This window comes from Vreelandella zhaodongensis (assembly GCF_013415115.1).
Taxonomy (GTDB): Bacteria; Pseudomonadota; Gammaproteobacteria; order Pseudomonadales; family Halomonadaceae; genus Vreelandella; species Vreelandella zhaodongensis.
On sequence record NZ_JACCDD010000001.1, the window covers coordinates 643,443 to 661,735 of the forward strand.

At 50.1% G+C, this 18,293-nt stretch carries 14 protein-coding genes; 7 read left to right on the forward strand and 7 right to left on the reverse strand.

What is annotated here, in order from left to right:
- Positions 1-26 precede the first annotated feature (26 nt).
- The 3 genes from tamB to HZS79_RS02895 are packed head-to-tail and all read left to right on the forward strand — an operon-like array spanning position 27 to position 5,178.
- The gene (tamB, locus tag HZS79_RS02885; RefSeq protein ID WP_179927056.1) at positions 27-3,998 is read left to right on the forward strand and encodes an autotransporter assembly complex protein TamB; all 3,972 of its coding nucleotides are present in this window, start codon (positions 27-29) and stop codon (positions 3,996-3,998) included.
- Positions 3,999-4,007: 9 nt separating this feature from the next.
- The gene (gene msrA / locus HZS79_RS02890) at positions 4,008-4,625 is read left to right on the forward strand and encodes a peptide-methionine (S)-S-oxide reductase MsrA (protein WP_162217349.1); all 618 of its coding nucleotides are present in this window, start codon (positions 4,008-4,010) and stop codon (positions 4,623-4,625) included.
- Positions 4,626-4,662: 37 nt separating this feature from the next.
- Positions 4,663-5,178: a cytochrome c gene (locus tag HZS79_RS02895; RefSeq protein WP_179926987.1), complete on the forward strand. Its 516-nt coding sequence runs from the start codon at positions 4,663-4,665 to the stop codon at positions 5,176-5,178.
- Between the two features lie 21 nt (positions 5,179-5,199).
- On the opposite strand, the gene can is transcribed toward HZS79_RS02895, so the two are convergent.
- Positions 5,200-5,847, reverse strand: coding sequence for a carbonate dehydratase (gene can, locus HZS79_RS02900; protein ID WP_162217347.1), 648 nt, complete (start codon positions 5,845-5,847; stop codon positions 5,200-5,202).
- Between the two features lie 158 nt (positions 5,848-6,005).
- Between can and gorA the strand changes: the two genes are divergently transcribed.
- From gorA to HZS79_RS02920, 4 genes are all read left to right on the forward strand, one after another.
- Complete coding sequence (gene gorA, locus HZS79_RS02905) at positions 6,006-7,388, forward strand: glutathione-disulfide reductase (RefSeq protein WP_179926988.1); 1,383 nt, start codon at positions 6,006-6,008, stop codon at positions 7,386-7,388.
- 234 nt (positions 7,389-7,622) lie between these two features.
- The gene (gene ectA, locus HZS79_RS02910; protein ID WP_162217345.1) at positions 7,623-8,201 is read left to right on the forward strand and encodes a diaminobutyrate acetyltransferase; all 579 of its coding nucleotides are present in this window, start codon (positions 7,623-7,625) and stop codon (positions 8,199-8,201) included.
- 125 nt (positions 8,202-8,326) lie between these two features.
- Positions 8,327-9,595, forward strand: coding sequence for a diaminobutyrate--2-oxoglutarate transaminase (gene ectB, locus HZS79_RS02915; RefSeq protein ID WP_179926989.1), 1,269 nt, complete (start codon positions 8,327-8,329; stop codon positions 9,593-9,595).
- Between the two features lie 101 nt (positions 9,596-9,696).
- Entirely contained in the window at positions 9,697-10,089 is a 393-nt protein-coding gene (locus tag HZS79_RS02920; protein ID WP_179926990.1) for an ectoine synthase, read from the forward strand.
- A gap of 82 nt (positions 10,090-10,171) precedes the next feature.
- Here HZS79_RS02920 and HZS79_RS02925 read toward each other — a convergent pair whose 3' ends face one another.
- The 6 genes from HZS79_RS02925 to HZS79_RS02950 all read right to left on the reverse strand — a co-directional run bounded on the left by HZS79_RS02925 (position 10,172) and on the right by HZS79_RS02950 (position 17,632).
- A complete protein-coding gene (locus HZS79_RS02925; protein WP_162217342.1) occupies positions 10,172-10,708 on the reverse strand; it encodes a DUF3833 domain-containing protein in 537 nt (178 codons plus the stop codon).
- Positions 10,709-10,869: 161 nt separating this feature from the next.
- Positions 10,870-11,844, reverse strand: a complete 975-nt coding sequence (locus tag HZS79_RS02930) for an alpha/beta hydrolase (protein ID WP_162217341.1) — start codon at positions 11,842-11,844, stop codon at positions 10,870-10,872.
- 176 nt (positions 11,845-12,020) lie between these two features.
- On the reverse strand, positions 12,021-12,521 hold the full coding sequence (gene pgaD / locus HZS79_RS02935) for a poly-beta-1,6-N-acetyl-D-glucosamine biosynthesis protein PgaD (RefSeq protein WP_179926991.1): 501 nt from the start codon (positions 12,519-12,521) through the stop codon (positions 12,021-12,023).
- Positions 12,518-13,771, reverse strand: coding sequence for a poly-beta-1,6-N-acetyl-D-glucosamine synthase (gene pgaC / locus HZS79_RS02940; RefSeq protein ID WP_162217339.1), 1,254 nt, complete (start codon positions 13,769-13,771; stop codon positions 12,518-12,520). The genes pgaD and pgaC overlap by 4 nt, the downstream gene beginning before the upstream one ends.
- 4 nt (positions 13,772-13,775) lie before the next feature.
- Entirely contained in the window at positions 13,776-15,662 is a 1,887-nt protein-coding gene (gene pgaB, locus HZS79_RS02945; RefSeq protein WP_179926992.1) for a poly-beta-1,6-N-acetyl-D-glucosamine N-deacetylase PgaB, read from the reverse strand.
- 5 nt (positions 15,663-15,667) lie between these two features.
- Positions 15,668-17,632 (reverse strand): PgaA family protein, encoded by a 1,965-nt coding sequence (locus tag HZS79_RS02950; RefSeq protein ID WP_179926993.1) that lies wholly within the window; start codon positions 17,630-17,632, stop codon positions 15,668-15,670.
- Positions 17,633-18,293 lie beyond the last annotated feature (661 nt).

Here is an 18,293-nt window from a genome sequence, read left to right on the forward strand (position 1 = left end):
AAAAATCGGCACCCTCCAAGCGAATAATGCTCTCATCAAAACACCGCATTGGGTTGTTTTTGTGGAGCTTAGTTAGGCTAGTTATTGTGCTGCCCCTTTGGTTATTTGGGCTGGTGGCACTACTACTTGGTGTTGCACTTTCTCCCTGGGGAACAGGTTTGCTGTTCTCTCAAGGAGAGCAGAGAGGATATTTTACTTACGAGCATCAAGAAGGCGCTTTGCTTGATAGCTTCGCCTTGCAAGGGTTTAATCTGGTGATGGGCGAAACGCGCATCAACATTGACAATGTTGAGCTAGCTTGGGCTGAGGATTGCCTGTTATCAGGCCGGCTTTGCCTTGATAAGTTTCATGTGGCAGGCGCTGACATACAGCTGGGCAGTGGCTCTGAAGAAGAGCAAGCGCCTTCCGAACCCACTGAGCAAACTAGAGTAAAGCTCCCATTCCCAATTGAGCTGCGTTCAATTGAGCTAAATGATATTCAGTTACAGCTAGCTGATGGAACGCGTGTCGCGTGGGATGCATTTTCAACCTCCATTGCAGCTGAGCAACATCAGGTCAATATCGCACCTACTACGCTGTTGAGACCAACACTTTATTTACCACCTTCCCCAGGTATCCAACTAACGGAAGGGGTCCAGACGCCGCTACTTGCAGAGAGTATTGACGGTGCCGTTTTGGCGACGCAAGCCGCCATAGAAGACCATGAGCAGGCTGTCGAAACGTTAGCAGAGCGGGAGCGAATTGAGCTACCTGAAATAATGCTCCCTATTGATATTGAGCTTGCATCTTTGACGGTAACTGATTTCTCCGTGTCTGGAGCCGTTGATTATGAGGTGGAGCGCTTGGCGCTAGTCGCTAGTGCTCATGAGAATCAGGTCTCCGTTAGCTCACTAGAGCTACTAACACCTGACGCCCATGCAAGCTTATCGGCCAATGCCACGTTGTCAGGTGGTTATCCCTTAGATGCACGACTAACGTCAACCTTGTTTCTACCCGAGATTTTCCCTGAACTAAGCGGCGAAGAAGTCGTGCTTGAACTGTCGGGGTCCCTTGATGATTTATCCGCTAACCTCGAGGCCACAGGTGTTGTCAATGCAAGGCTTAGTGGCCGAGTCGATGCACTAGCGCCAACCTTGCCTTTCGAGGTGCAGCTACAAAGTGATCGTCTGCAATGGCCATTAACCCAGCCACAAAGCGACGATCAAGTAGCCGAAGAGCCCTATATCGCTGAAGGCCTTGATGCCACCGTTAGCGGAAGCCTGGAAGCGTATGAAATAACGCTTGCACTGAATGCCCAGGGGCCACAAGTGCCCTCAACAGATGTGTATCTAAGTGGTGAAGGCGATCTCTCATCGTTTCGCTGGACACCTCTCACGCTGAACATTGAGGAGAGTTCGTTGCGCAGTGAAGGTGAAATCAATTGGGATTCTCCTTTACAAGTTAATACGACGATACGACTGGATCAATTCGACCCTTCACACTTTGTCGATGAGCTCAATGGCAGCCTGAACGGCGATATCACACTTAATGTGCAGCAAACTGGTGACTTGTGGGAAATCAGTCTTCCGACGCTAGCCATTGATGGCGAGCTTCAGGAGTACCCGCTCACGCTGCAGGCATCGCTAGATGCCAACAGTGAGCTTGAAGTTGATATTCAAGAGCTGCTTTTCACCCAGGGAGATAATCGTCTAACAGCTTCTGGGCAAGTCAGTGAGCAAGCAATGTCACTGGATGCAGAGATTGCTCTGCGTCAACTACAAACTCTGCATCCAGACTTAGCAGGCACGTTAACAGGGGATATTCTTGCCAGAGGGAGTCTTGAACATCCCAATATAGCGGCAGATCTAACAGGCAGTAATCTGCGTTTTGCTGATAACCGTATTGAGTCACTGACATTGGTTAGTAATGTCGAGGGAATCGAAGACCCCTTGTTAGAGATTGAACTTGCCTTAGCGCAAGTAAACGCAGGGGGTCAGGCGTTTTCTAATATCGCGCTAGAGTTAGATGGGCGGTTATCGCAACATGTACTTTCCGTTAGTGCCGACGGCGAAGCTAACAACATGCTGCGCCGTGCGCTTATATCTCTAGACGGGCGCTTTGACCAGCAGGCTCAGCAGTATCAGGGGCAGTTGACACCCCTGGAAATAGATTCTGAATTTGGCAACGTGCGCCTAGAATCACCATTAGATCTTCGCTATAACCTTGCTAATGGACAAGCACAGCTCTCACCGTTTTGCTTGCGACGTGAAGAAGGAGGGGTTGTTTGTTCCGACGAGCCAATCTCAGCGTCGTCGGAGCAGGGCAGCGCTGCCCTTAGTATCAGAGAAGTACCGATGGAAGCCCTAGAGCCTCTATTACCCGAGGAGTGGAGCTTTGAGGGTGACACTACTGCCGATATTGTGGCAGCGTGGCGTCAAGGAGGCGCGCAGTGGCAAGCAGATGTTCAACTGCTAAGCGAGCTGGCGATTACGGCGATTAACGATTTTGGTCAACCAGTAGAGCTACCGACCATTCGCTTAAACACACAGTTGGAAGCCAACCAGGCGCAAGCGGATGCGGATGTAGTACTGTCGTTTGATGATGCCGGAGAACTAGCGCTGAATCTCACCATCGATGACCCCCTCGGACGCGGCGGCCTAAACGGTGAATTGCGAGCACAGCAACTCACTTTATCACCCTATCGGCCGCTGGTAGTAGATATGGACCGCTTAGAGGGTGACGTGAGTGGTAACGTTCAAATAACCGGCACGACAAATCAGCCAGACTTGCAGGGACAGCTCGCGCTTCGCAACCTACGCATTCATGGCCCTGATATTCCCATCGATATCCAAGATGGACAGCTCATCGTTGGTTTTGACGGCGAACAAGGCAATATCGATGGCTTTATTGGTGCTGAACGTGGTCGGTTGAATATCACAGGCGATGCTTACTGGCCCACAGATGATGACTGGCGAATTGGTGTGGATCTCAACGCAACTCAAGACCCATTATTGATTGTTCTACCTCAATTTGGGCGCCTGGAAGCAGCGCCCGATATTCGCGTTCGCATAACACCAGAGCGCTTACAAGTGCGTGGCAATGTTGATATCCCATGGGCACGTTTAAGCGTGGGTGACTTGCCTGCCTCTGCGGTTAGTCCCAGCAGTGATGAAATCATCATTACCGAACGTGATGATCGTGAAGCGGAAAGGCTGGCTCAGCAACGAGCAGCCTCTGGAGAGCCAAGCGCTGCAGATGAGCTAGCACAGTCAGGAATGGCGCTTGATGTGCTGATTACCTTAACGCTGGGTAGAGATATGCAAATCTCCGCTTATGGCCTTCATTCAGGCTTAGGGGGAACGCTAGAAATTCGACAAGACAGTGGGGCACTTCAACTATTTGGCGATGTCAATCTGGTAGACGGTCGCTTTCAAGCCTTTGCCCAGGATCTGTTGATTCGTCGTGGCCAGTTAATCTTTAGCGGCCCGCCAGGACTTCCAGTGCTCGATTTCGAAGCGATACGTAATCCCGACATCACCGAAGATGAGGTGATTGCAGGTCTTCGGGTGAGTGGCAATGCAGAAGAGCCCAATGTGGTGATTTTTTCTGAGCCCGCCATGAACGAGACACGAGCACTTTCGTATCTTTTGCGGGGACGAGCACCCGATGCTGATGGTGGAGGAATCGACAGTGCGCTGGCCACAGCATTAATTGGGATGTCGTTAGGACGAACGGGAGGAGCCGTTGGCTCTATTGGCGAAGCGTTTGGCATCAGCGATTTAACCCTTGATACAACAGGTGCCGGTGATGATAGCCAAGTCGCGTTGAGCGGACAGCTAACCGATGACCTTCGTATTAGCTATGGTGTCGGGATTTTCTCACCTATTGCAGAGCTTACTCTGCGTTACACGCTGTGGCGTAACTTATACGTACAGGCAGTGTCAGGCGCCAGCCAAGCAGTTGACTTAATTTATACGTTTAGCCGATCTGGTGATCCTACTATTTACCCAGCTCAATAAGAGAGCGTTATGACACTATTTTCTAAAGCCATATCTGGCCGTGAAGCGCCTATTGATACCAGTCACACGCACGCCGTGACTAACCATTCACTTCACCCTCCTTTTCCTGCAGGGTGTGAAGAGATCGTACTAGCCATGGGTTGTTTCTGGGGAGTCGAGCGCCTGTTCTGGCAAGAGCCAGGCGTCTACGTAACTGCCGCTGGGTATGCAGGCGGACACACACCGAACCCCACCTATCAAGAAACCTGTACGGGCGATACCGGCCACACAGAAGTTGTCAGGGTCGTTTATGATCCAAGCCAAATACCATTAGAACGCTTATTAAAGATTTTTTGGGAGCAGCACGATCCTACCCAAGGAAACCGTCAAGGTAACGACGTAGGCAGCCAGTATCGTTCGGCAATTTTCACTACAACGGATGCACAGCTGATCGCTGCTGAAAGGAGTGCCGATGCCTATCAGCAGGCGCTCGACAAAGCAGGCAAAGGCGCCATCACCACAGAAATTAAGCCGCTAGAAGCTTTCTACTATGCCGAGGCTTATCACCAGCAATATTTGCATAAAAACCCCAATGGTTATTGTGGGTTAAAAGGTATAGGTGTTACTTGTCCTATCGGTCAGCGTTAATAATGGCGCGACTAAACAAACCCATTAGGTTAATCACATGTCACAGCGTTCTAAACATCAACGGCTGACACGCTCTGCCTGCGCCTTGATCATTTCTGGCGCGTTTTGTGTATGGGCAGTCGCTGAAGACACAACTCCACCGATGCCTCAATCGGTTGAAGAGACGCCCTTTGCAAGTGAGCGAGAGGCCGTTATGTGGCGTCAGGATGAGCTGAAAGACTTAGAACGTTTAGTGCGACAGCTTCGCTTTGATCTGGTTAATAACCGCGATGCCCGAGGTGCCGCCCCACGCTTAGCGGAGTTGAAAGAGCGAGCGACACAAACTCATTTTTTACCTGCCTTTATTAGTGGAACCCACGGACGCGGCTCGGATGCCCGCCCACAAATATGGGATGAATGGGATGAGTTTGCCGCCGGTTTCACCGACCTTGAACAAAAAGTCGAGGCACTCATTGAGGCGGCAGAGCAAGAGGACTATCGAGCTGCGACACAGATGTTATCCGAGGTTGGCCTAAGCTGTCGCAGCTGTCATCGCGCCTACCGATACGACTAGAATGAGCAGGCGCAAGTCACATCAGTCCCCTTGTTGAAGGCAATCAATACGGTAAAGCGTTTCGACCTGCTCTAATCCAGTAATGGTGCAGTTCAGGTCCTTAACGCGGCCATCATCTAACCCGTAGACCCACCCATGCACTGAAATATTTTGTCCTCGTTGCCAAGCACGTTGCAATATTTTGGTCCGGCACAAGCTGTTAACCTGCGCTTTGACATTCAGTTCGCACATACGGTTTATTTGATCTTCCATAGGAAGATGCTTAAGCGAATCACGGTGATGGTTGTATTGTTCGCGAACAGAGTGAAGCCAATAATCTACAACACCGCATTCGCCACCTGTCATGGCAGCCTTGATACCACCACAGCCGTAATGCCCCACAATCATTACGTGGCTGACCTTGAGCACATCCACTGCAAACTGAACAACGGATAATGCGTTCATGTCGGTATGGTGGAGTAGGTTAGCGACGTTACGGTGTACAAAGACTTCGCCCGGTGGAAGGGCGATGATCTGATTGGCGGGGACGCGGCTATCTGAACACCCAATCCATAAATAGTCTGGATTCTGCTGGTTAGAAAGGCGTTTAAAGTACTCCGGGTCTTCCTCACACATACGCTCAGCCCAGGCTCGGTTATTATCCAGAAGCGTCGCAATTGAATTTGACATTGAATCTCCGTAACTGGTTAGGGGCAGGTTGGTCCAAGATGTAAAAAACCAGGGCACACTGAAGGGGAGTTTTTAACCTTCTCAGAATGTAAGGTCAATCTTTGTGCTTAGTCCCATTAACGCTAAGCACACGCAGTTGTTCGGGATAGGAGCCAAACATGGCCGCAAAATTGGAATATGAGTTCGATCTATTAGTAATAGGCGCGGGATCAGGTGGCGTACGCACCGCAAGAATGGCAGCTGCAGCTGGAGCTAGGGTCGCCGTAGCAGAAGACCGCTACCTGGGAGGAACCTGCGTCAACGTAGGATGCGTCCCTAAAAAACTGTACTCCTATGCTGCCCATTTTCACGACAGCTTTGATGATGCCGTTGGCTTTGGCTGGTCTCTACCAGGCCCAGCAACGTTTGACTGGTCGGTATTACGCGATAACAAAACCAGTGAAATTAAGCGCCTGAATAGCATATACCAGCGCATGTTAAATGAGGCTGGTGTCACGCTGTTTAATGCACGTGCAACGCTGAAGGATGCCCATACGGTCTGCTTAACGTCAGCAGAAGGCGATACCCAGGTCACGGCACAAAAAATTCTACTCGCGACGGGGGGGTGGCCATGGGTGCCTGATTTCCCAGGCAGCGAATATGCGCTTACCTCAAATCAAATATTTGATCTAGAAACATTTCCTGAGCGCTTCTTGGTCTTGGGCGGCGGCTACATTGCAGTTGAGTTTGCGAGTATTTTTAACGGCCTGGGTAGCGAAACGCACTTAATTTACCGTGGTGACCTGTTGCTAAAAGGGTTTGATGAAGAAGTACGTGCATTTACCCGTGATGAAATGAGCAAAAAAGGCGTCAACCTCCATTTTAATACCAATGTCGAGCGCATCGAACCAAATGGTTCTGCCTTCAATGTACATCTAACCAGTGGCGATATACTGGAGGTAGATGCCGTTCTTGCAGCAACAGGTCGCAATGCCAACACTCAAGGCCTCGGCCTTGAAATGCTGGGGATCCATCTTGAAAACGATGGCAAGGTGCTGGTGAACGAGCATTATGAAACGTCGTTGCCTTCGATTTTAGCACTGGGTGATTTAACTAAAGGACCAGAGCTTACGCCGGTTGCTTTGGCTGAAGCGATGCAGTTAGTAGATATCCACTTTAATAAAGCAGCACCGAGACCGCTGGATTACAGCACCATTCCTACTGCTGTTTTTTGTCATCCTAATATCGGCACCGTTGGGCTCTCAGAGGAGGCCGCCAGAAAAGCTTTTGCCAACATTCGTGTTTATCGTGCCGACTTCAAAGCCATGAAGCACACGCTTTCTGGCAGCCAAGAACGCACGTTAATGAAGCTTATTGTAGACGACGCGACTGACGTAGTCGTGGGTGCCCACATGGTGGGCGACGAAGCAGGTGAGCTAATACAAGGTATTGCAATTGCCGTTAGAGCTGGGCTTACAAAACAAGATTTCGATCGCACAATAGGCATTCATCCAACGGGTGCTGAGGAGTTTGTGACCATGAGGACACCTACTCGCAGTTAATGACATAAATTTCATATTTCAAGGCGAGCACTGGCTCGCCTTTTTTTATCTCTCGTCTATGTGAGATTGATCTAAACTATTCAAACAGCCCCATTTTATAGGCGCTTATCAGCAAGCCAAGCTCTTTCGATAACCTAAAATTATGGAAGTAACCCTAATGAATAATATGGTTTTTGAATTGCTCATAATCAGCTGTTATAATGACCACCAAATTCGCTACAGCGAAGCATAAACATGAGTACGCCAATAGCACCATTTACCCCCTCGGCAGAGTTAGCTCGGCCAACCGTCGCAGATGCTGTTGTGGGGCATGCATCTACACCGTTGTTTATTCGTAAACCCAATGCAGATGATGGCTGGGGCGTCTATGAGTTAGTTAAAGCGTGCCCACCTCTTGATGTTAACTCAGCTTATGCCTATTTGTTGCTAGCAACACAGTTTCGTGACACCTGTGCAGTTGCTACCAATGAAGAGGGCGAAATTGTCGGTTTTGTATCTGGCTATGTGAAAGATAATGCACCGGATACCTATTTTCTCTGGCAAGTTGCAGTCGGTGAAAAAGCTCGCGGTACGGGGTTGGCTCGCCGCCTAGTCGAAGCCATCATGTCACGGCCTGAGCTTGATGACGTACATCATCTGGAAACCACTATTACCCCAGATAATTTAGCGTCGTGGGGATTGTTTCGTCGTCTTGCTGCCCGCTGGCAAGCCCCCCTTAATAGCCGTGAATATTTCTCTACGGAACAGCTCGGTGGAGAGCACGATCCAGAAAACCTAGTTCGTATAGGTCCATTTCAAACAGACAGCATGTAATAAAGCTCACCGGCTATTGCCAGCATGACCCTTGCTCTCAATATGTTGGCTTACGGTTTTTTAATTTCTGCTGTTTCCGCCAGTTTGTCACACGCTTGGCTCAATGATCAAAAAGGAGGTCGCGAATGCAGACCCAAACGCTTGAACGCATGGAATCCAATGTACGTACCTATTCACGTTCATTCCCTGTCGTTTTTACCAAAGCTCAGAATGCTCGCCTAACGGATGAAAATGGTCGTGAGTACATTGATTTCTTAGCCGGTGCAGGCACTCTCAATTACGGTCATAACAACCCCCATCTCAAGCAAGCAATGATCGACTACTTGGCCACAGATGGTATTGTTCATGGCCTTGACATGTGGACCGCAGCAAAGCGCGATTATCTAGAAACCCTAGAAGAGGTTATCTTCAAACCGCGCGGTTTAGACTACAAGGTGCATCTGCCTGGCCCAACAGGGACGAACGCAGTAGAAGCGGCCATCCGTTTGGCCCGTGTTGCTAAAGGTCGCCATAACATTGTGACCTTTACCAACGGCTTCCACGGCGTCACCATGGGAGCACTGGCTACCACGGGTAACCGTAAGTTCCGTGAAGCGACCGGTGGCATTCCCACACAGGGCGCAAGCTTTTTACCCTTTGATGGTTATATGGGTGAGCACGCGGACACGCTGGATTACTTCGAAAAATTACTTAACGACAAATCTGGCGGCCTTGACATTCCCGCGGGTGTTATTGTGGAAACCGTGCAAGGCGAGGGCGGTATTAACGTGGCAGGCATTGAATGGCTCAAGCGTTTAGAGAGTATCTGTCACGCCCATGATATCTTGTTGATTATCGACGACATTCAAGCGGGCTGTGGCCGAACAGGTAAGTTCTTCAGCTTCGAGCACGCGGGCATTACACCTGACATCGTGACCAACTCAAAATCTCTTTCTGGGTTTGGGTTACCATTTGCCCATGTACTGATGCGCCCTGAGCTTGATAAGTGGAAGCCTGGCCAGTACAACGGCACGTTCCGTGGTTTCAGCCTAGCAATGGTGACGGCCACGGCTGCACTCAAAAAATATTGGTCAAACGATGTTTTTGAACGTGATGTTCAGCGCAAAGCGCGTATTGTAGAAGAGCGTTTCCAAAAGCTAGCAGCCTTGCTCAGTGAGCATGGTATGCCTGCCACCGAACGTGGGCGTGGTCTCATGCGTGGCATTGATGTTGTCTCTGGCGATATTGCTGACAAGATTACTAGTAAAGCGTTTGAGCACGGCCTTATTATCGAGACCAGTGGCCAAGATGGCGAAGTAGTGAAGTGCCTATGCCCACTGACCATTAGTGATGAAGACTTGCTGGAAGCGCTGGATATTCTAGAAGCCTCAGTCAATGCTGTTATCCAAGCGTGATTTAGGGTTAGGCTGCTTTCGTAGTCGTTTTAGTGAGTAGCATCGATTCAGTCCTGGGCCGCTTGGTAATTAAACCAAGCGCCTCATAATGGAGCACTTCTATGATCGTTCGGAATATTGATGAAGCACGCAAAACAGACCGTCTAGTAACAGCGGAGAACGGTAACTGGGATAGTACGCGCTTGGTGCTGGCCAATGACGGCGGAAACTTCTCGTTCCATATCACACGCATCTTTGAAGGTACCGAGACACATATTCATTATAAGCACCACTATGAATCCGTTTACTGCATCGAAGGCGAGGGAGAAGTAGAAACGCTCGCAGACGGCAAAATCTGGCCAATTAAGCCAGGCGACATCTACATCCTGGATCAGCATGATGAACACCTATTGCGCGCCCATAAAACCATGCATTTAGCGTGCGTGTTTACGCCACCCATCACTGGCACCGAAGTACACCAGGAAGACGGCTCTTACGCACCTGCTAGTGGGTAATAAGCCCAACGTTAGCTTTTTCTGATAAAACAGCCTGCTTGATAAAGCAGGCTGTTTTTTTATAGAAGGCTGCCTTTGTCGTTCACGAATCAACTTGCTCGAAAACTAAGGTTATTTCACCTAGAGTAAGGCCAAATTTACGCATCGCGGTACGATTGATCAAACGGCCATCGGGTTGCAAATACATCCAGTCATCCATGGTGAAGCGGATAGTGCGACCGCTTACCTCGATATCAAGCGGGTAGCGCATATGGAAGGCGTGCCCATACTGACGAGCATCTACTTGGCCCTCAACATCATTGGCAGTGCCAACCCAATGGTGGTCGTCAACGCGCTCGAACATCCATACTCGATGATCTGCCTCGCCGTCCGCAAACAAAAAGGTTTCATCAAGCGTTAGCGTATTATTTTTATAAGTACCTACAATATCGACCGTAAAACGGCGCTGCACTTCGCCAGAGTAATCTTGCACCATGCCCCAGGCGCGAGTATTACCAGTGAAGTACTCAGCGATATCTAAACGCGGCGTTGTGTCGGCATAATCTTCAACCTCGACATTGGCACATCCCACTAGCACAAACAGGGCAGTGATTAATAAGAGTTTACGCATATTGATCATTAGATATTTCCTACATAGCGAATAAAAATCGTATAGCTATTGTAGGAGAATTTTTCTTGGTACAGTACTCATTTACAGGAAATCTTCATAACCACGTGGGTTCGCATAATATATATTATGTTAAATCAAATGGAGCGGTGATAGGTGCGCCTGTAAAGCTTCTAGTTGACCTCACTGTCATCTTTGAGTGGAAAACAAGTATCCAAAAAATGGAGTTGATCCCTCACCAATTCTTGGAAGCCACTCCCCTGATAGGCACCAAAATGATCGATATCATACGTCTTGACCGTTGCCTGCTCCCCAATTCGTGCTGCCGCTTGATAACCAGACTTGCGTGGCGTGATCTCATCAAATAGACATAGCTGCAGTAACACTGGGCAGCGAATGCGGGCAATTCGCCGAATAGGACGATAACATCCTAGTGAAAGAAGGATTCCAGGAGAGATTGTATTGACGAAATGATCTGGGGCTATCGAGTGGAAGCTATCGAGCGCTCCTGGCGTCGTCATAGCCGCTAAACTGCTTGGTTTACCCACCATCGGGATGAGTAATGGATCCCGTGCAAACCACCCGCGAGCCAAATCCCACAGGCCTGTTTTTGCGACCTCAAAACCCTGCAAGAGACCTTTACTTCGCCACAGCGAGCGTACCGAGGCAAACCCATCAATGATAGGGTTAGAAGCAATGACGGCTGCAATATCGCTTCGCTCAGTAGCTATTGATAGTGCATGAGCGCTGGACAGAGCAGCCCCCCACAGCACCAGTGGGACGCTTGGCTCAAGCTTTTGGGCATAGGTTAAGGCAGCTCTCCAATCAGTCAGTTGATACTGAATGGATGTAAACTGGCGTGGTTTGCCGTTAGATTGGCCAAAAAAGCGGTAGTCAAATGCCAGCACTTTTATGCCTGACTGCGCTAAGCGCTCAGCGAAGCTGGCTAAACCAGAATCTACAGTGCCGCCCAAGTCAGGTGCCATCACCAGCATGGCGCGGACTTGCCCTTCCGGAGGCGAAAAGAGACTGCCTCGACATACCGTACCCGCGCTAACAAAAGCAGCATCGGATATCGTTACGCATGAGGACTCGGCCTTTAAAACATCCCTATCCCTTCCTTGAGGAAAAACCAACGTCAGGGCCATGGTTATGCCTCCGTGAATCATATATATACTAGTATCTCGGTTCGTCGCTCTTGGCCGAATCCTATGGAACTAGCAGCAATATGCTTATTAATAGAAAGTTACAGGGATAAACTATTGTCAAAGAGTAGTGCTTCTTATGTTGCTCTTCAAGCGTTAGCATGTCGGCGTCCTCGTTATTAAGAGGCAAGAGTGACTTTTGGCTCGTCAAGTTCAGTATTATCTAGCTGGTAGACAGCGTCTTTTAGCCCCATAGGCTTGCCCAGCTGGCTCATCTCCAGTATTCCCCTTTTGGTCTGCTTCATTGAAGTAGCAAGTTCAGGTGATGCCTGCATGGCATGTGCTAAAGACTCAAGCGACAACGGCTCACTGCCTCGCTGCATGCTTGTTTTACTGGTTAGGCGCCGAACGGCGAACCTTCTGTACTCAGCCCAGCAAATAAATGTGAGCAATAGGCTGCCCGACATCAGAGGCAGCAACATCAGCACCCCCTTTGCTGTCGGCAATGCTGATAATGATAGAGCGAGGCTCAAGCTATTGAGTTGGAGCCATTTAGTGATAAGAACAGCGAAAGGATACAGTAGATAGCCGTATCCGAGCCAAGCGCATAACGTAAAGAAGCTATAACCAAGCATGATAGCTGTGCTTTGGCGGTGTGGCAGCGTAATAATAGTGTTCATTCTTTATACCCCCGATCCGTACTAGTCCACGTCGCGAATTTTCCACGTCGACGAAAGAGTGTTTTCGGAAACGCCACTAATGTTGTGAGCATGCTGAGAAGCCAATAAACAATTGGGTACCAAATCAACCAATAGTAATGACGACCCACTTTAGGCTCGTAACGCGAGTCAATGAGCAAACTGACACAGAACTGCGTCAGGCAGATAAGTGCAAGTAGCAAACCGTAGGAGCGAGGGTAAGGCCCCTTTAACGTCCACTCCTCTGGCAATATACCGAACAGACCGACGCCCCATAGCAGCAAAAGGCTGACCATGACATAGGCCCATATCACACTGACCAGATACTCTAGATATAGTGGCCACATACGCAATTGCGTGGGACGAATAATCCGACGAAAATAGCGCAGCACCACTTCAGTACCACCTTGGGCCCAACGTAGACGCTGCTTCCAGAGCCCTTTAAGTGTCTCAGGCATTAAGATGTAACAGAGTGCATGAGGCTCATAGTAGAGTCTCCACTTGGCCATCTGCAGACGCCAGCTAACATCGATATCCTCAGTCATCATATCGGTAGCCCAATAATCAATTTCATGAAGGGCTTGTTTACGAAAAGCACAGATCACGCCAGAAATGGTGAACAGTCGACCATAGGCCTGCTGAGCGCGCTTAATCATGCCAATGATTGAAGAGAACTCCCCCACCTGTAGCTTGCCAAGCAAGGTAGAGCGGTTGCGGATACGTGGATTGCCTGTTACTGCACCGATGCGAGGATTTTCAAGCAACGGGGCTACCAACCAAGCAACTGCATCGGGATGCAATAGTGCATCACCATCAATACATACAAGATATTCCGAGCGGGCCGCCAAGGCCCCCATACGTAGCGCGTTCGCTTTGCCAAGATTTCGGTCCAGGTGCACGGCACGGACTTGATCATGTTTCTCGGATAACCGATCTAAATACTCAGCTGTGTCGTCAGCACTGCCATCGTTGATCAGCAAGATCTCAAACATCGGGTAGTGTTGCAGTAATAGTGTCTCCACTACTTCTTCGATATTGTCGCCCTCATTGTGGCAAGGCACTAAGATCGATACCAAGGGCTGGTTCTTAAGCAAGGGAGGCGAATCTACGCCTGGAGAATGCCTCTCGTTGCGCCAATAATAGTAAAGCCCCCCTCCCATCCAAAAGATGGCCATGACCGCAGGATAGAGAAAGGTAAATGCCTGCATGGACTTGATCGCGTCGCTGATCATGGACCTAATCCTTTAGGTAGGGGAAATTGTTTCTAGAGATCACCTGTCGAATGCTAGAGAGTGGTGGCATATCGAGAATGAAATCATCAGGATAGTACCCAAAATGACGCACCCCCTTGGTTTCTAGAAAGCGCAATAACTCGGGCAACTTATCACCAGGAACTCGGCTTCCCGAACGCCAATCGACTGTCTGCAGTTGGAAGATTGTCTTATCCATTGCCCCCGGGTGACGACGCACGGCATCCGCTAGCTCTTCCAGCCACTGTTTCGGGGCGTCACTGCCCTCGAACCAAGGCATCGCCATTAATGCGGTGTAGTCATAAGCCGACACGAACTGATCAATATCCTGAGCAAACCAGGCGCGACTCTCCGGCTCTAGTACTGGCATAGAGTAAAGGTTACGCGATGTTTTTAACGTGGATCGATTACGCTCTGCAGAGCGTTTTAGTTCTAAGGTAAAATCAACCAGGTATTGACTGCGCGCCTCAGAATTACCGGGGTAGAGTTCGGGAAGTTCCGTCTCGCGCAGCATCGCATCATCATGGAAATGCAACCCACTTAACCAGCTGGCGGCCGCAAGATCCTCGTAAATCTCACTAATAATGCGCCGCGCTTCAGGGTTAGTTGGATCAAGCCTGAATACCTCGCCTGGTTCGGGATTGGGTAGCGCTAACGCCTTACGTTGATCCAGATCCGGTAGTTGCCAGGCCAGCACAGGCATCCAGGCAAAAACCTGAACACCTGCACGTGTATAGAGTTGCCATGCCACGCGGCTAAAAAGATCGGCACGCATGGGTAAATGCCGATTGGGAAAATACACGGCGTCAGCGGCGTCATCACCATCTGGATCGGCAAACGCTTGTAAAAAAACGTAATCAGGTTTGAGGTCATGCATACGGCTTACCAGAGCGTCTAGGTTCCGTTGCTGCTGCTCTGGATCCTCGTCATAAACATAATCAAGGTCGAGCTGAACCATCCGACGAACAGGAGGAGTTGGTGGTATCCGTATAGTATCCACCAGGTCGGCTAGCGTCGGATTATCGAAAATCAGATAACGGTCTAGTCCTAATAACGGCATCCCCACCTGCAGCGGCTGGGGTGGGTTTTGCAGGCCGAAGGTGATCGGCATGCCCGCGCGCACGGACATCTCGTCACCAACCTGGTTGTAAGCGCCATAAGGCCACACCATCGCGCGCGGCGCGGTGCCGGTGTGTTCTTCGATCAACTCAACACTACGCGTTAGGTCATCAAGTACCCGTTGTTGATAGCTCTCATCGCTTTCATACTGGCCATCTTGCTCGTTATATTTACGGGTGACCGCCGCTGCCATGGTATTGCCTTGAGGATTACCCAGCACTCCGTGATGCAGGTTATGGGAGTGGGAGGCAATTTCTACCAATCCAGAGTCGCTCATTTCACGAATCTGCTCCCAGGTGACAAACTCCTCTGCTGTCAGTTGCTCAGAACCGTACTGCACCTGAATCTGTGGGTTCTCTATCCAGCTGGTAACCACCGCCACGATAGCGGGATAGTTATAAGCCTTAAGGAGTGGAAAAAGTTTCGTGTAGGTGCTTTTCAACCCATCATCAAACGTCAGCAATACTGGGTTCTCGGGTAGCTCCTCCCTTCCCTCACTAGCCGCGATTACTTGATCAAGACTAATGACGTTGAACTCGCTCTCTCGAAGCCAATCAAAATGAGCAACTAGCCGCTCAGTGCTAACGGCGTAGGGATCTGCATCACCACTGTCAGCGACTTGGTCACGGATGTCGTGATAAGCAAAAATGGTTAGCATAGGCTGCTCAGCAGCGTTCGCCACCGAAAGAGCCCCCGCCAACACGGTGCCAGCCATAAGCATTATATTCATCACGCAATGGGCGATCTTATCCATAATCGTTACTCTCCCCAGGTAATACCAATATCAAAGCTAAGCTGAGTCTCACGGTTGCCATCGTAAACAGGCCGTGACCAGGAAAGGCCGTACTTGAGGTCTCGCCCATTACCGACTGCCCAGCGGTGATGATACGAAAGGCTCGGAATCCAGCGAGTGCCAAATTCCTGCTGCCAGGACTGGCCAACGCTGGCACCAACGTCTTGGATGAAGGAGTGTTCGTAATGGCGCCAGTTGCGTACTTCCCAGAGCGCTCCAAGCTCCCAGGAGGCGCTGGCCTCGGGGTTGTAATAGGGGACATCGAGATCGCTGGCTTGCCCCGCGTAGAGTCCGGCATTCAGACCAAGTGCATGGTCGGGGTTATCAATCACTCGTTGCCATCCATTCAGCGATAGACTTTCTCGATGGTTGCCGTCTGAATAGTCCAACTGTGTAATGGACGCTTGGTAGCTATGACGCTCATTTGGTGACCAGCTAAGCCCAACCAGGGCCTGATCGGCGGTTATCCCCGACGAGCGTGCCTGCAATGAGCCATCGCGGCTATGCGTGGCGTAGCGTGCTCTGGCATCCACGGTTTCATTGACCCGCCAGCTTAGCTCGGCCATTACGGAGGTGTTACGAGCGAAGTCATCGACACTGCGTTCTAGACGAGTTTCTAGTGATAATCGATCATAAGCGTAACGAAGTCCCACTCCTCCACGAGTGTCATGGACACGCTCCTCGCGAAATTCACTAAAATGTTCACTTCCTAGGATTCCCAGTCGCCAGCGATCATCCAGCACAGGAGACCACGCGGAAAATTGATGGTGCTGCTCATCAAAACCTGCTGGCGAGTCCACATCGTTCGGTGCTTCACTACGCCCTGCATAAGCTGAAGCGCTAACCTGCCAGCCAGTGCGGGTCTGCCAATTTTGTTGCATCTTTTCGACGCGCGGCGAGTCGGGTGCCAATAGCACCGCTTGTGCCATCGCTTCGCGGGCATCGCCCAAACGTTGTTGATTAGCCAGAGCATCAACCTGGCCGATCCAACCATCCACGAGACGTGGGTCAAGACGCGTCGCAACCTGAAAGCGCGTCAATGCTTGCTCATCCCAGCCACGCTGAAGATAGACGCTGCCCAGATTAGCCTGTAACCCCGCATTGCGAGGAGCAATCTTCGCCATGGCTTCAAGAGCTTCTTGAGCCCCTGGTTGATCGCCTGTATAGCCGCGGATCATTGCCAATGTCGCGTCTAGGAAATAACGGTTCCAGTTGCTGTGTGGCTGCTGAGCATTGTCCTCCCACAGCCACGCACGTTGCTGTTCGGCCTCAACCTCAAGGAGCTCAATTGCTTCTCGCCAGCGCCCCGATTCTAAATAGGCATAGGCGCGTATTATGTGGTCATTGGCCACTGCAGCACCGGATTCGGCTACCTGCTCCATTAGCGCAGCAGCTTCTTGCGGTTTTTTAGTGGAGAGCAACGAGTCCCCAATAATGCGCATAACATAAGGCGGTAGCTCGATATCTTCTGCTTCTAGCTGGCGAAAGATAGCGACAACTTCCTCGTGGCGCTGCATCCCATTAAGAATGTAAATGTTGTCAAAGCGTTGCCGTAAAGGGACTTCACCCTCTTGCTGGGCTAGGAATGTGTCTTGTGCCATTAAGGCACGCTGCATATCATCCTTAGATGACTGAGAACTTAAATTCGGTAGTGTTCCCCACACTGCGAGTCGCGCGATGTAATCCTGCTCAAAACCACTCGCCTCGTCGGCGTTAAAGAGGTCTGGACGGCGCTGGTAGTAATGCCAAGCCAAACCAGCACTGCCTTGCAGTGACAAGGTGATGGTGCGCTCGCGATATGCAGTGTCATTGGTTGGGTCTATGCGCAGGGCGCGCTCATAGAGCGCAAGTGCCGAGAGCCATTGATGTTCACGGCGCTCGGCGACAGCTTGGTCAAACAATTCCTCCAAATGCGGAGTATTGTTTGCCATGGTGTCCTCCGAGGTAAAAAACACCAAGCCACATGTCAGAGCAACGGCTCCGACACTCCTGGCTAAAAAGCCTTTTCCTTGTAGAGTTACATCCATTTGTACAGTCACATCCGAGTGAATTGGATTAGCCCTTCCTTGTGGGCCCTATATTTGGATTAGCCCTTCCTTATGGGCCTCATATTTGGATTAGCCCTTCCTTGTGAGCCTCATATAATGTTCATGGAAATTAAGAGCTCATTAGTACTGGCTTCTTAGTCAAAATCTTATGCAAGATGTTTTGTGCCTACTAATTAAGCAACTGCACATACTTTAGTTTACATTAAGCTAATTACCTTGATTTTTATAATGAACAATGGTTAAGGGGTTGTCGCTAATACGGCGGCTGCCTTCTAGGGCAACGGTGCCACGACTCTGAATTGGGAATATGGTCAATTAGAAGGTCGCAACGCCTGCCCAATGGACATGTTTTACAAGATCCCGACTCAACGCCTGAGCGAGAAAGGGTTAATCCGCCTAGATTGTCATCGAGTCATGGCGAACTTCCCCCCTTAAGCCTACAATCTCTGCGGCTCTAATACTGGGTCCAAGCTGTCCAAGATCTGTGGCAATGTGCTGATCGACAAATTTTGTGCGGCTCGCAAATAGGTATGACTATAAAATG